Genomic DNA, 13,938 nt, shown 5'->3' on the forward strand with positions numbered 1-13,938 from the left:
CGAATGAATATGACAGAACAACCCACCCTCATCGATCTCCCTGCGGTTGATCCCAACCTGCTGCCAGCACCCTGCGTCGAGCGGCTGAGCTCCGGCACGGCCACCCATCCACCACGCATCCTGTTGCTGTACGGTTCACTGCGGCCAGAGTCCTACAGCCGCAAGCTGGCACTGGAGGCCGAGCGCATCCTGCGCCAGCTGGGCGCTGATACGCGCGTGTTTGATCCGCATGAGCTGCCAATGCTGGACAGCTGTGGCAAGGAGCATCCCAAGGTGCAGCAGTTGCGAGAATGGTCACAGTGGTCCGAAGGGCAGGTGTGGGTGTCACCCGAGCGGCATGGCACGGTGACCGGCGTCCTCAAGAATCAGATTGACTGGTTGCCACTGGAAGAAGGCAGCGTTCGCCCCACGCAGGGCCGCACATTGGCGGTGATGCAGGTCAGCGGTGGCTCGCAGTCGTTCAATGTGGTCAACGCACTGCGCGTGTTGGGCCGTTGGATGCGCATGGTCACCATCCCCAATCAATCGTCGGTGCCGAAGGCGTGGCAGGAGTTTGATGGCAACGGTCGCATGCGCCCATCGCCTTACTACGACCGCGTGGTGGACGTGATGGAAGAGCTGGTGAAGTTCACGCTGATGGTGCGCGGGCGCAGCGACTACCTGGTTGATCGCTACAGCGAACGCAAAGGGGCGGCCGAAGCGGCTGCCTTGGCGCGTGCTGCGGGGGTGATCGAAACGGTCGAGAGGTGACGGATCGGCCTGGCCGGTGATGTGAAAAGCCCGGCTCTGCCGGGCTTTTATGTGGCAAACACGATGGTTTTACGACAGCGGGTACGGAACGCGGGCCGCTCCGCGCAGGTTCGCCAGCGATGCCTTGCCAGAGCAGCGTTTGGGGAAAGAGGATATGCGTCGCGTGCCAGAGGCTCCCTTTGAGGGGGCGCCCGCTCATGCATCTGATTGACCTCATGTAAGAATGTTCCCCGGTTCGTTCACCACAAGGGTGTATCGCAGCCTCGCCGTGCGGTCACAACCTGATGAGAAGCCTCTTTTCGATGTATCGATCATGCTGAGCCAACACTTCCTGTTCTTCTTCGCCATGCTCGGCGCCTTCAGTGGTGTCAGTGCGGCAACGTTTCTGTGGTGGCAAGCCAAGGGCAAACCCACACAGCGTTGGCTGTCGTTGCTGATCTTGGCCGTGGGGGTGCGGACCGGAAAATCCGTGGCCTTCTATTTCTGGTCGGATATCCCAAGAGTCGTTCTGCAGATCGGCCTGACCGCTTGCTTCATGATCGGGCCGTGCCTGTTCTTCCTGGTGCGCTCAAGCCAGAGCGATACCGCAGGGCTGGGGCGAGCAGACCGCTGGCATATCGCCGGCGTGCTGCTTCTGGTAGTCGCCGTGAACGTATTCCTGCCTTATGCCGACAACATCGAGCTGTGGCGCGATGTCATAACGCCGGGTATCAATTACGCGTGGCTGGCTTACCTATTGCTTGCCACCGTCCAGGTGTATCTCCATCGCACCCGGCTTCCGGGTGCTGCATCCAGCCGGTTGGTGCTGGCGGCATTGGTGAGCATCTGGATCATCTGGGTCGCGTATTACACCGCTGGCTACACCTCTTACATCGTGGGTGCGCTGTCCTTCACTTTCATTCTGGCTTCGAGCGTCGTGATTTATCTGCGCCTGCGTTCTGGTCAGGCGCCGATTGAGCCCTACCAGGATCGTCGGATTCCCGAATCAGAGGCGGCTGTGCAGCTGCAGGCATTGGCCGCGTTGATGGCGCAGGAACGGTTGCATCTGGACCCCGGACTGACCCTGCCTCGGCTTGCTCGCCGGCTGGGTATGCCCCAGACCCGGCTGTCGCAGTTGCTCAACGACAATAACCAGACCTCGTTCAAGCAGTACCTGGCGCAACTGCGCGTGGTCGAGGCAAAAGTGCTGCTGCGACAGTCGCCCACCAAGCCTCTCGAAGCAGTGGCCGAAGAGGCGGGCTTCCAATCGATGTCGACCTTCCACAGCGCCTTCAAAAAGTGGGAAGGGGTCACGCCTGCAGCGTTCCGAGCGGGTGGAATCGACTCCGGAAATCGATTTCAGCACTCCTGAAATATAACGCAACACATTGATCTGAAAGGGATGCCATAGGGTTGCTGCTCCGACCAACGAGCTGGCCCCGATGCATACATTCCGCTTCATCAGACTCCCTCTTCTGCTCCTGCTGTCTGCCTGGTTGGGCGGTATTTCCGACGTCCATGCGGGTAACGCCGCCGCTGGGGATGTCGCTGCCAGCCGCACACTCACCCGTGTTCCTGCAGCGCCGGCCGGTGCTGTCCAGTCTGTCGCCAAGGCCGTCATCCAGCCCGCCGACCACGGCAGCCAAGGGCGCATCCTGTTCATCCTTGCCAGTAGCCGTGTCCATGGGACATCGCTTTTGCCGGCCAGCATCAGCTTCGGCGAAGTCGTGCATGCGTGGGATACGTTCCAGGCAGCGGGCTATGCGGTGGACTTTGTTTCGCCCGACGGCGGGGGCGTACCGATCCTCGACGAATATGTCAGCGAGGATGTGGCGTCCCGTGTGGAAGACGAGAACCTCATGAGCGGACTGAGGAACACGGCCAAACCCGAGCAAGTCGACCCTGGCCGATACCGCGCCGTGTACTACGTCGGGGGGAGCAATGCCATTTATGGCGTGCCGGAGCATCCCGTCCTCCAGAACATCGCCATGCAGGTTTACGAGCGCAATGGCGGCGTGATCTCGGCCGTTTGTCATGGCACGGCTGGAATCGTGAACCTCAAGCTCTCCGGTGGACCAAACCTGGTGGCGGGCAAGCGCATCACTGGCTTTCCCGAAGAACACGAAAGGCAGGACGCGGCCTATTTCAAGGAATTTCCCTTCCTGATCCGGAAAACGGTCGAAGCCCGTGGGGGCGTGTTCCATGCGCTGGACAGTGAAGCGCCCTATATCGAAATCGATGGTCGTGTGGTCACCGGCCAGAACTATGCGTCCGCAAAGCCGGTCGCTGAGGCCGTCGTCGATGTTCTTCGCACGTTATCCAGCCAGCAGCCGGGCAGCAGCGCTGAAGGTTGAGTTGTAGAAAACCGCCCATGCCGGGCGATGCAGGGCCACATTCGTACTTCAACCATTTCAGGAAAAGCCATGAAAATTTCGATTCGATCAACGATTCTTGCGGGCGTACTTCTGCTTCTTTCCACGCCGGCTATCGCCCAGAACAGCGAGCGTGAAGCGGTGGATCAGGTCATGCAGAAGATGATGCGGGCGTTTGAAGCGGGCGACCCCAATCTGATCTTTGAGGTGCTCAGACGGGACGGCGTGGTGGTGGGCTACTCGGCCCCCAGAGGCAGCATGGTCACGCAGACCGGGGAAGAGTGGGGGAGTGGATTCCCGGGTAAACCCGCAGACGACGAAGCGTTGCGTAAACGCAGCTACGAAATCGTGGATGTGACCCCGAACGCGGCGGTCGTCAAAGTACTGCTGGACTATCCCATGTGGGATGGGGTGGACTACCTGGCGTTGTCGAAGATCGACGGGAAATGGATGATCGTGAGCAAGTCGTGGAGCGGTCAACGCAAGCCGTCAGCGCCGTAATACGCCAGATGAGGCCTGGGTTTTGTGTGAAACAACGTGCCTGAAGGACACTGTGAGGGCACGTTGTTTCCGCGAAATTTGGGGGTGCAAAACAAGGGTCGGCGTCGGGATTTAGCCCGGGGCCGGTGGCCGGGGACCACCGCTGCACCGAACTCCTGGCTGCTCGCGCCCGCCGGCCGCACCTCGTATCGCCGGGCAACGTGACCTTCGGCTGTTTCTCCCAGCCCCGTGAATCCACTAGGCTCGCAGGTTGCGCTGCGTCATCCATGCGCAGCCTTTCCCTGCCTGGTCGGAGATGTACATGTCGTTTTCCAAACTCGTTCCGTTGACCCTGACGGTCGCTATCGCTGCCTCGCTGGCCGCCTGCGGCAAGACCGAAGCGCCCGCCGCGCCGGCTGAACCCGCCAAGGCGGCATTCGATCAGTCGCAGATCAAGACGCAGCTGATCTCGCTCAATACCGCTGATCTGGACCCGTCCATCCAGGCTTGTGCGGACCTCAATGGCTTCGTCAACAGCAAGTGGCTCAAGGCCAACCCGGTGCCGGGCGACCAGACCACCTGGGGCAGCTTCGAGATCCTGCGTGAACGTTCTTTGGAAGTGCAGCACGCACTGGTACAGCAGGCCGCTGCTGCCAAGGCTGACGCCGGCTCGGTGGAAGCGAAGATCGGCGATATCTGGAAGACCGGTTCGGACGAGGCCACCATCGAGGCCGCCGGCATCACGCCGCTGCAGCCGGAGCTGGACAAGATTGCCGCACTGAATGACACCGCAGCCATCGGCAACTACCTGCGCGATAGCTACGCGCAGGGCAACGGCTTCCTGTTCTCGCTCTACGCCAGCCCGGATTTCAAGGATTCGTCCAACGTCATCGCCTACGTCGGTCAAGGCGGTCTGGGTTTGCCGGAAAAGGGTTACTACTTCGACGAATCGCAGGCCAAGATCCGCGATGCCTACGTGGCGTATATCGAACAGCTGCTGACCCTGTCCGGCGTGGATGCCGCGCAGGCAAAGGAGCAGGCCAAGGCGGTGATGGATTTCGAAACCCGCCTGGCCAAGGCATCGCTGTCGCGCATCGAACTGCGTGATCCGGCCAAGCGTTACAACCCGGTCAGCGCCGCCGATGCCGACAAGCAGACGCCGAACTTCAATTGGACCGCGTTGTTCGACACCCTGAAGGTGCCGGCCAAGGACAAGTTCTCGCTGGCACAGCCGGGCTTCTTCGATGAACTGGACAAGATGCTGGCCGACGTGCCTGCCGCAACGTGGCAGGCTTATCTGCGTTTCCACACCCTGGACAACGCCGCGCCGTACCTGAGCAAGAACATCGAGCAGGCCAACTTCGATTTCTTCAACAAGACACTGCGCGGCCAGCAGGAAATGCAGCCGCGCTGGAAGCGCGTGCTGGATTCGGTCAACGGCTCAATGGGCGAAGCACTGGGCCAGCTGTACGTGGATGCGGTGTTCCCGGCCGAATCCAAGGTGGCGATGGAGCACCTGGTGCAGAACCTGTCGGTGGCACTGAAGGCACGCCTGGAATCGTTGCCGTGGATGGGCGCCGATACCAAGAAGAAAGCGCTGGAAAAGTGGGCCAGTTTCACGCCGAAGATTGGCTACCCGGACAAGTGGCGTGACTGGTCGGGCTTGACCACCAATGGCGACAGCTACCTGAGCAACATGCAGGCGACGCGTGCGTTCAACTACCGCTACATGCTGGACAAGATCGGCAAGCCGGTGGACAAGAGCGAGTGGGGCATGACGCCGCAGACGGTGAATGCGTACTACAACGCCACCAAAAATGAGATCGTGTTCCCGGCCGCCATCCTGCAGCCGCCGTTCTTCGACGCCAAGGCCGATCCGGCGCTCAATTACGGTGGTATCGGTGCGGTGATCGGTCACGAGATGATGCACGGCTACGACGATTCGGGCAGCCAGTTCGCTGCCAACGGCAACTTCGACAACTGGTGGACGGATGCCGATCGCACCGCGTTCAACAGCCGCACCGACCAGTTGGTCGCGCAGTTCGATGGTTATGAATCGCTGCCGGGTGTGAACGTGAAGGGCAAGCTGACCCTGGGCGAGAACATCGGTGACCTGGGCGGTTTGACCGTGGCTTACGACGCGCTGCAGATGGCGTTGAAGGAAGACGAGAAGGTCAACGTGCCGGTGGACGGTTATACGCAGGACCAGCGCTTCTTCATGAATTGGGCCACCGTGTGGCGCCGCAACTTCACCGAAGGTGAGCTGCGCGTGCGCTTGAACACCGACCCGCACGCACCGGCAAACTTCCGCGCCAACGGCACGCCGTCGAACATGCCGGCATATGCCGCTGCATTCCAGTGCAAGGCTGGCGATGCAATGGTGCGCGCTGACGACAAGCGTGTCGTGATCTGGTGATTGCGGCGGTTGTTGTTTGCTGAAATATGGAGAAGGCCCGGCAATGCCGGGCCTTCTTTTTTGGGCCGTCCTGGACGACATATTCGCAGTGCGGCGTGATGGCGATGGACAGCGGCATCACCGGTTATAGCCCCTGCAAGGGCACTGAAAAGGATGGTGCCCGATACGACCGTATGTCCCAGCCATGCGCCTACGAGATGGACTGAGCAGAAAGGGGCGGGCCATGTCTGCGTGCTATACGAGCTTGTTTGTGTGTGTCATCGCAGGTTTTTGGGATGGCCAATTCATTTATTTGAATTCGACATGAAATTGGAGGTTTTTGCTTTCTGATAGATTCCGGTGGCGGAAACCGACACATACCCGCGTATTGAGAGGGTTGTCACAACTTCTGGGGACAGCATGGAACAGCTGAATCACCTGATGTCGCAGATTGCGGGTTTGAACAGCGCGCAGCGTTTGTACCGTCTGGAGAGCGAGTTCCTCGGTCACGGTGTCGTGGAACGCTGGTGGGGGCACGATGCGTTGAATGCGCATGTCCTGACAGGGGTCGATGTGCTCTGCACGGATCAGGCGGTGGACCTGGAAGGCGCGTTGGGAATGCCTGCGACATTGCTGGCCCACATGGCCAATGGCGGCCAATGGCAGCGTAGTGGTCTGGTTTCCGAAGCCCGCCGCCTGGGCAGCGATGGTGGCCTGGTGCGCTATCGCCTGTCGTTGGCCTCCTGGACCTGGTGGTTGCAACATGCGCGCAACAGCCGAGTGTTCCAGGAAAAAAACGTTCGACAGATCGTCGATGAGGTATTGCAGGCACATGGCGACCTGGCCAGCTGGCAATGGGCAGATGGCTGTGATGCCTTGCTGGGCGGGCGCGTGCGCAGCTACTGCGTGCAGTACCGCGAAAGCGATCTGGCTTTTGTGCAACGCCTGCTGGCCGAGGAAGGCCTGGGCTGGCGGCTGCACGAGGATGCACAGGCACGCTGTGGCAATGGCATGGAGATATTCGCTGACAGCCTCGGTCTTCCCGAAGCAGCGGTCAGTGCGGACGGCGGCGTGCGTTTCCATCGCAGTGATGCCACCGAATCCAGTGACAGCCTTCAGCAGTTGGGCCGTCAACGCCAATTGAGCAGCACCCGTATCAGCCTGCTGAGCAATGACTACCGGCACGTGAGCAGCATCGCGCGGCAACTGCCAGTGGATGGCGGTGGATCGCAATCGCAGCGAGAGCAGTACGACGCGGTCGGCGCATACGCATTTGCCGATGGTACCGCCGCTGACCATTACGCCCGGTTGCAGGCGCAGGTACTTGAAGCGCACAGCCGCAGTTGGAGCGGGCAAGGCAGCGTGCGCGGGCTCCAGTCCGGCACTTGGTTGAGCGTGCAGCAGGCTCCGTTTGCTGCGCCACCGGAACTACTGCTGGTGGAGGTGGAACACGCAGGCATCAACAACCTGCCAACGGATCTGCGCAAGGCTGTGGATGAACTGCTGGGGATGGCGCCCATGCAAGTCGGCAACGCCGTCAGCTGGCTGCAGGCCGAGAAAGTGGGCTATGGCGGCGCATTCAGGGCGGCTGAGCGGAGCCTGCCGTGGCGACCGCAATTGCACGATGCCACCGGTGCGCGATTGAACCCGCGACCGCTCGCACCGGGCTACCAGACCGCCTTGGTCGTGGCGGGTCACCAGAGCGGCGGCCAGGATGTGCATGCCGACAGCCTGGGCCGGATCCGCGTGCGTTTTCATTTTCAGGAGTCGCAGGGCGATACCACATGGTTGCGCGTGGCGCAGCGCTACGCCGGGCCGGGCGTGGGCAGCCAGTTCCTGCCGCGCGTGGGCCAGGAAGTAATGGTGGGTTTCCTGGAAGGCGACATCGACCGTCCCATCGTGCTGGGTGCGTTGTACAACGGTCGTGGTGAAGCGGGCGTGCCACCCACGCCGGCCGGTACCGAGGGCAGTACAGACCGCGCCGTATTCGCACAGGCCAAGGACCAGCGAAGCAGCGCGCAGGGCAACCTGAGTGGCGGTCACGCCCCGGCCTGGCATGCGGCCGGCGCAGGTGATGACGCCCATCGCCATGCAGGGGCGTTGTGGGGCATCCGTTCGCGCGAGTGGAAAGGCGGCCAGGGCAGCAATCATTTGTTGTTTGATGACTCCGACCAGCAGTTGCGCGTGCAGCTGGCCAGCAGCCAACAAGCCTCGCAGCTGACGATGGGGCACCTGCGGCATCAGGCCGACAACTTCCTGGGCAGTTTGCGCGGCACTGGCTTCGAACTTCGCAGCGACGGCTGGGGAGCGGTGCGTGCGACCGCAGGCAGCTGGTTCAGTGCCTATGCGCATGACGCAGAGAATCCGGCAGGCGAAGCCGTGCAGCCGGCGGCGCTGATCAAGCAGGTGAACCTGCTCGGCGAACGCTTCAGCACGATGGCTCGCACCCATCTGACCAGCCCATTGGCATTGCAGGAAGGTGCACGCGGCAACGGCCGTTCCCGCATCGTGGCTGACAAGCCGCCACTGGCCGCAGTGCTGGACAGCATGAACACCACCGTGACCGGCGCCGAGTTTGCAGTCGCCTGTGATCAAGCCAGCCAGCGGCAGGCGCAGCCCGGTGACGGCCGCGTACCGCACAGTGGCGATCCGCTGCTGGGGCTGGCCGCACCGGCAGGGGTCGTGCTGGTGGCCGGGCAGGCGCTGCACTGGGCGGTCGGTGAAGGCCTGTTGCTGGCCAGCGGCACGGACAGCGACACCACGGTGATGGGCGATGCACGGCTGCATGCGGCACAGGCCGTCGGCATGCTTGCGGCAGCCGCCGAAGGCGGCAGCAAGGACGGCAACGCGCTGAGCGTGGTGACCGGCACCGGCGAACTGGATATGCAGGCGCAAAGTGACAAGGTGCAGTTACAGGCCCGGCAGTCGCTGCGTGCGGCCAGTGCGCAGGGAGTGCTGGAGCTGGCCGCTGGCAAGACCGTGCATATCGCCACCACCGGCGGTGCCAGCGTGACGATTGAAGGCGGCAACATCATCTTCAACTGCCCTGGCACGATCACCGTGCATGCGAGCAAGAAGAGCTTTGTTGGGCCGACGTACCTGTCCACCGAAATGAACACCTGGCCGAATGCACGGTTTGACGACCTCTACGTGGTACGGCACCGGGCCACAGGAGAGCCGATGGCCAACACGCGAGTGGAGATCACCCGCGGCGATGGAGGGCGCACGGAAGCGGTTACCGATGCGCAGGGACGCCTACCGCGACAGCGCGGGCAGGGTATCGATGAAGTGATCATCAAGATTCTGGGGAAGGCCTAGTGCATGGATGAAAAACAGGAAGTCATACTCCCCAGCGGAGATTGGGATGCGGATGGCCGGCCGGTTGCGCGCGCACGTCTGACCCAGCTGAAAGACCAACGCGACAAGGTCGTCGAGGCGGATACCGATGCAGTGATTCCGGTCGTGTTCCTGCCCGGCATCATGGGCACCAATCTGAAGTCGAAGATCACCGGCGATCCCGTGTGGCGGCCGCCGAATCTCGACGGCGTGGGGGCGATACTGGGCGCAGTGGGCCAGATGTTCGTCTTCCTTTTTCGTGGTGCCGCGACACGTCAGCGGTTGCTGAATCCACTGACCGCAGAGGTGGACGAAGGGGGCTCGATCGATGCGGAAAACCTTCTTCCGGAGGCGCTGGCCCGTGAGCGTGGATGGGGCGCCTTGATGCGCTCAGCGTACAACCCGGTGATGGCCGAGATGCACCGCAAACTCAATGACCTCATGTCTGCAGGGCAGCTGCAGCCATGGTGGGCCGAGGAGGGCGCACGTGCTCCTGCGGAATACGGGGAGGTGGTGGGCGGCAATGCAGCGTTGACGATGGAGCAATGCAGGCATGCGGCGCATTACCGGTTTGAGGTGTGGTCCGGTGGTTACAACTGGTTGCAGAGCAATCGCAACTCGGGCCAGGACATCGTCAAGCGTATTGATGAAGTGATTCTGCCGTACTACGCCAAGCGTGGGGTTCGTGCAGGGAAAGTGATATTGGTGACCCACTCGATGGGCGGCCTGGTATCACGAGCGGTTGCCCACCTGGAAAAGTACGGCAAGTTGCTGGGCGTATCCAACGGGGTGATGCCGGCTACGGGTGCGGCGGCGACTTACCATCATTGCCGCGCCGGATATAGCGGTGTTTCCAGCATCATTCTTGGCCGCAATGCGGGTGAGGTGGTGGCGATCCTCGCAAGGGCACCGGGTGGTCTGGAACTGTTGCCAGCGGCCGATTACAACGATGGACAGCCGTGGTTGCAGCTGGGTGATGGTGGGCCACGTATCCCTACCGGCGGTGATCCCTATGGCGAGATCTACCTCAGCACACAGTGGTATGGGCTGGTTCCCGAAGGCAATACGGAATTACTTGACCCCACCGCACCGGAGCCAGCAGCAGCATCTGCACGCGAGGAGGAAGATGGTCCGACGCTTTCGGCGCGCACGCTTTTCCAGATCAACATCGAAGGCGTCGCCGCGTTTCATTCGGATATCGAGCGCAAGTACTACAAGCCGACCTTCGTGCATTACGGCGATGACGCCAAACAGCTGAGTTGGGGGGCGCTGGCCTGGAGTGGTGGCAGCATGACCGGCGTCGACTCCATGCAGCCCATATCTGATAACCGCAACGGGAAGATCAAGCTGCGAGGCGCCACTGGCGTCGTGAAGCTGGAGATTGCCGATCCGGCCGACCCCGGGGACGGAACCGTACCGGCATGTTCAGGCGCTGCGCCCAAAGCTGACGTAGCGGGATGCTTCCGGCAGGGCAGCTTCGCCACGGGCCACTATGCGATCAAAGGCAAGAAGGGCTATGAACATCAAGGTAGCTACAACGATGAACGTCCGCGCTGGGCAACGCTGTATTCCGCGGTTCGGATGGCGCAAGCCGCGGACTGGGCATGAGCTGCGACGGGCTTTGTCCGTGAGCTGGGCTGCATTGCGGGCCTTGGCAGTGGTTGCGGTGGTGGTGCTTGCTTCGGGCGGCGTGGCAGGCGCAGCCCCGATACAACGGGATACTCAGATGAAGACAGTGTGTGTAGGTCGATTTTTGATTGATGTTCCTTCCGGCACCAGAATCAGCCCTGGCTATGTGTATGCCAAGAAGAACATCCAGACCACGGCCGGCGTATCCGTCGAGGATTTCCGTCAGCGGATCAACGCGCGTGGCGCCGCGTTGAGTGCGAAGCGGCATCGAATGGGGGGCGCGATGTCGGTGAGCGAGACACGCATCGATGACGATGCCGTTCTGCTCACCTCATGGGTTGCCGACAGCAGCCGGGCGGGCCATCGACAGGAGCTGTATGTATTGGATCGCGCGCATGGCGTGCAGTACCTGGTGAGCGGCGACACCGACGCCGCAAAGCTGCCAGCGGCGATCGAGAACTACCGGGCGCTGCGCCCGCGCATCAGTTATCGGCGCCCTGAATCCATTCCTGCCACCGCAGGGTTCTGCATTGATTCGGGTTTCATCGCGGGTAATCGCATCAACAGCGAGGAAATGACAATTGGCTTGCGCCCACGAGAGTATCCGGGCGTACGTATGACGTTAATGTCTTATGTGACCGGTAAGCCGGATCGACCGCTGTTGCAACGCAGCGCCGACCTGCCACCGGAATATGCGGCAGCCCAGGCCAGGATGCGCAACCTGCGACGTGGTGAGCGCAATGTCGGGCCTATCGCTGGCCAGGAAATCCTCGCGCATGCAGAGAGCGACGGCAGCCGGATGTATGCGTTTCTTTGGGAGTCGCAAGGGCGTGCCGAATCGCTGCAGTTTCCGTTCCTGTCGCTGCAGTTGTTGACGGAGGAAACGGAGGCCGGTGCAACTGCGTTTCGTGATGATGCCCAGGCCTTGGACGTATGGGACCGCGTGCTCGGTAGTCTGCGTTTGCGGCCTGGCGCAATCTGACGCGTGACGTTGGCACCGCGACGGGTGTGCCCGCGCGGTAGTGCCCTGCGGTAACCCGGCAACGGGAGGCAGTGAGATCACTACCTCAACGTCGGGGACCACGACGAGCGTGCGAGCGGATCAAGGTAAGGGGTGCATGTAGTAATTGCCCGCTTCCGTCACAGTGCACTGTTCATCGTGACGCGCCACCTTCCGCTGCCATAACCCAAGGCCCGCGCAGCCACGCACTCGTCTAAATCATTCGCCGATCCAGCCTTCCAGCAGGTCGGCGAAGTCGTCGGCGTGTTCTTCTTCCTGCGCCAGGATCAGCTCAAGAATACGTTTGGTGGTGGTGTCTTTGTCGCCGATGAAATTGATCATCTCGCGGTAGCTGTCGATGGCAATGCGTTCGGCGATGAGGTTTTCACGCACCATGTCGCGCAGATTTCCGCCTTCTTTGTACTCAGCATGCGAGCGGGCGGTGAGGGTGTCTGGATCAAGGTCGGGCTCGCCGCCCAGTTGCACGATGCGTTCTGCCAGCAGGCCGGCATGTGCCTGCTCCTGTTGCGCGTGCTCCAGGAACTCGGCCTTCACCGAATCGGCGAGCATGCCCTTGGCCATGTAGTAGTGCCGGTAGTAGCGCAGCACGCACACCCATTCGGTGGCCAGCGCATCATTGAGCAGCTTGATCACCGCTTTGCGATCAGCACTGTAGGTGGGCGTCACCGCGCCATCTTCAATGCCTTTGCGTGCATTGGCACGCAGGGTTTTGCGATCACTGATACCTGCAGGTTGCGCGGTTGAAGGCGTTTTCCTGGTGGCGGGCTGCTTGCTCATGGCTGGCCATTCCTTTTGTTGGGGAAATTATCCGGGCAGGTGCTCCAGCACGTACTCGGCGGAGGAAACTTCAAATTGGCCGGGCTCTTCGATGTAGCAGGCGCGCACGATGCCGTCTTCCACATACAACGCAAAGCGGCGCGAACGCGTGCCCATGCCGGAACTGCTGGCGTCCATTTCAAGCCCCAATGCACGGGTGAATTCACCATTGCCGTCGGACAGCATCTGCAGGCCATCCGGCACGGATTGGGACTTTGCCCATGCCTGCATCACAAACGGATCGTTGACCGCCATGCAGAACACCTCGATGCCCTTGCTGCGGAAATCGTTGAAGTGCTCGACATAACCGGGCAGGTGACGCGCAGAGCAGGTCGGGGTGAACGCGCCGGGTACGGCGAACAACACGGCCTTGCGCCCGTCAAACAAGGTGTAGGTGTCAATCGTTTCCAGCCCCTCGCGCAGACGCTTGAGAGGCACTTCCGGAACACGATCGCCAACTTGAATGGACATTGCGAACTCCTAATCTGAATTGAAGTTTAGTGATGGGGTGGAAGCGCAGCGTCAACGGCTTGAAAAGGCCGCCTTCACACAATACGTGGTGGGCATGGAACGGCAGCACCGTTGTGGTGTGCCGGCCGCTACTTAGCAGGAGGACATGATGAGCATCGTACGTTACCGGCAGTGGCCGACGCAGTCCGAAATCCGCCACTTGCTTGCGCCGTTGCTGGAGACGCCCGCCGCTGCGCGTGAGGGTTGGGTGCCAGCCGTGGATATCCGTGAAGAACCCTCGCAGTTCGTGCTGTTGGCCGACCTTCCCGGTGTGGAGCCGTCCAGCATCGAGGTTCAGATGGACAAGGGCGTGCTGTCCATCAAGGCTGAGCGCGCAGCAGCTGCGGTCACCGAAGGTGCGCTGTTTTCGCGCAGTGAACGGGGCCATGGTGCTTTCAATCGCCGCTTCACGCTGCCCGATACCGCCGATGCGGAGGGCATTGTCGCGCGCAGCCACAACGGCGTGCTGGAAATCCGCATTCCCAAGCGCAGCGAGGCCGAGCCCCGGCGTATCCAGGTGGAACCGGCGACCGCTGCCTGAGCGGTGTGAGCATCTTTCCACCAGCATGACTGCCGTGGCCCGTTAGAATGGCGCCACGGCGGTTGCCGGTTGCATGACGGCCCGTTGCCGAAAGGCGGCGGGCCTGACT

Annotated in this window: 11 protein-coding genes; 9 read left to right on the forward strand and 2 right to left on the reverse strand. The window is 61.6% G+C overall.

The genetic code is table 11. The features are described from left to right. Positions 1–9: 9 nt before the first annotated feature. From arsH to PAN08_RS10000, 8 genes are all read left to right on the forward strand, one after another. Complete coding sequence (arsH, locus tag PAN08_RS09965; RefSeq protein ID WP_269791893.1) at positions 10–750, forward strand: arsenical resistance protein ArsH; 741 nt, start codon at positions 10–12, stop codon at positions 748–750. A 223-nt stretch (positions 751–973) separates the two neighbouring features. Next, a complete protein-coding gene (locus tag PAN08_RS09970; protein ID WP_269791366.1) occupies positions 974–2,101 on the forward strand; it encodes a helix-turn-helix domain-containing protein in 1,128 nt (375 codons plus the stop codon). 70 nt (positions 2,102–2,171) lie between these two features. Continuing rightward, positions 2,172–3,083, forward strand: a complete 912-nt coding sequence (locus PAN08_RS09975) for a type 1 glutamine amidotransferase domain-containing protein (protein ID WP_269791367.1) — start codon at positions 2,172–2,174, stop codon at positions 3,081–3,083. Positions 3,084–3,152: 69 nt separating this feature from the next. Further along, positions 3,153–3,602 carry a nuclear transport factor 2 family protein gene (locus tag PAN08_RS09980; RefSeq protein WP_269791368.1) on the forward strand — a complete coding sequence of 150 codons (450 nt, stop codon included), beginning with the start codon at positions 3,153–3,155 and terminating at the stop codon, positions 3,600–3,602. Positions 3,603–3,903: 301 nt separating this feature from the next. Then, positions 3,904–5,997, forward strand: a complete 2,094-nt coding sequence (locus tag PAN08_RS09985) for a M13-type metalloendopeptidase (protein ID WP_269791369.1) — start codon at positions 3,904–3,906, stop codon at positions 5,995–5,997. Positions 5,998–6,396: 399 nt separating this feature from the next. Further along, entirely contained in the window at positions 6,397–9,294 is a 2,898-nt protein-coding gene (locus PAN08_RS09990) for a type VI secretion system Vgr family protein (protein WP_269791370.1), read from the forward strand. Between the two features lie 3 nt (positions 9,295–9,297). Next, a complete protein-coding gene (locus tag PAN08_RS09995) occupies positions 9,298–10,920 on the forward strand; it encodes a hypothetical protein (protein WP_269791371.1) in 1,623 nt (540 codons plus the stop codon). A gap of 49 nt (positions 10,921–10,969) precedes the next feature. Further along, positions 10,970–11,923: a T6SS immunity protein Tli4 family protein gene (locus tag PAN08_RS10000; protein ID WP_269791372.1), complete on the forward strand. Its 954-nt coding sequence runs from the start codon at positions 10,970–10,972 to the stop codon at positions 11,921–11,923. A gap of 237 nt (positions 11,924–12,160) precedes the next feature. On the opposite strand, the gene PAN08_RS10005 is transcribed toward PAN08_RS10000, so the two are convergent. Both PAN08_RS10005 and PAN08_RS10010 read right to left on the reverse strand, forming a co-directional pair. Continuing rightward, positions 12,161–12,739: a ferritin-like domain-containing protein gene (locus PAN08_RS10005; RefSeq protein ID WP_269791373.1), complete on the reverse strand. Its 579-nt coding sequence runs from the start codon at positions 12,737–12,739 to the stop codon at positions 12,161–12,163. A gap of 27 nt (positions 12,740–12,766) precedes the next feature. Next, positions 12,767–13,249, reverse strand: a complete 483-nt coding sequence (locus tag PAN08_RS10010) for a peroxiredoxin (RefSeq protein ID WP_269791374.1) — start codon at positions 13,247–13,249, stop codon at positions 12,767–12,769. A gap of 148 nt (positions 13,250–13,397) precedes the next feature. On the opposite strand from PAN08_RS10010, the gene PAN08_RS10015 reads away from it, so the two are divergent. Further along, the gene (locus PAN08_RS10015; protein ID WP_269791375.1) at positions 13,398–13,829 is read left to right on the forward strand and encodes an Hsp20/alpha crystallin family protein; all 432 of its coding nucleotides are present in this window, start codon (positions 13,398–13,400) and stop codon (positions 13,827–13,829) included. Positions 13,830–13,938 lie beyond the last annotated feature (109 nt).

This window comes from Stenotrophomonas sp. Iso1, assembly GCF_027497995.1.
Classification (GTDB): Bacteria; Pseudomonadota; Gammaproteobacteria; order Xanthomonadales; family Xanthomonadaceae; genus Stenotrophomonas.

What these genes read in the sequence shown, in the direction of transcription:
- arsH (WP_269791893.1), top strand. Translation starts at nt 10, where the DNA reads ATGACAGAACAACCCACCCTCATCGATCTCCCTGCGGTTGATCCCAAC.
- PAN08_RS09970 (WP_269791366.1), top strand. Translation starts at nt 974, where the DNA reads ATGTTCCCCGGTTCGTTCACCACAAGGGTGTATCGCAGCCTCGCCGTG.
- PAN08_RS09975 (WP_269791367.1), top strand. Translation starts at nt 2,172, where the DNA reads ATGCATACATTCCGCTTCATCAGACTCCCTCTTCTGCTCCTGCTGTCT.
- PAN08_RS09980 (WP_269791368.1), top strand. Translation starts at nt 3,153, where the DNA reads ATGAAAATTTCGATTCGATCAACGATTCTTGCGGGCGTACTTCTGCTT.
- PAN08_RS09985 (WP_269791369.1), top strand. Translation starts at nt 3,904, where the DNA reads ATGTCGTTTTCCAAACTCGTTCCGTTGACCCTGACGGTCGCTATCGCT.
- PAN08_RS09990 (WP_269791370.1), top strand. Translation starts at nt 6,397, where the DNA reads ATGGAACAGCTGAATCACCTGATGTCGCAGATTGCGGGTTTGAACAGC.
- PAN08_RS09995 (WP_269791371.1), top strand. Translation starts at nt 9,298, where the DNA reads ATGGATGAAAAACAGGAAGTCATACTCCCCAGCGGAGATTGGGATGCG.
- PAN08_RS10005 (WP_269791373.1), bottom strand. Translation starts at nt 12,739, where the DNA reads ATGAGCAAGCAGCCCGCCACCAGGAAAACGCCTTCAACCGCGCAACCT.
- PAN08_RS10010 (WP_269791374.1), bottom strand. Translation starts at nt 13,249, where the DNA reads ATGTCCATTCAAGTTGGCGATCGTGTTCCGGAAGTGCCTCTCAAGCGT.
- PAN08_RS10015 (WP_269791375.1), top strand. Translation starts at nt 13,398, where the DNA reads ATGAGCATCGTACGTTACCGGCAGTGGCCGACGCAGTCCGAAATCCGC.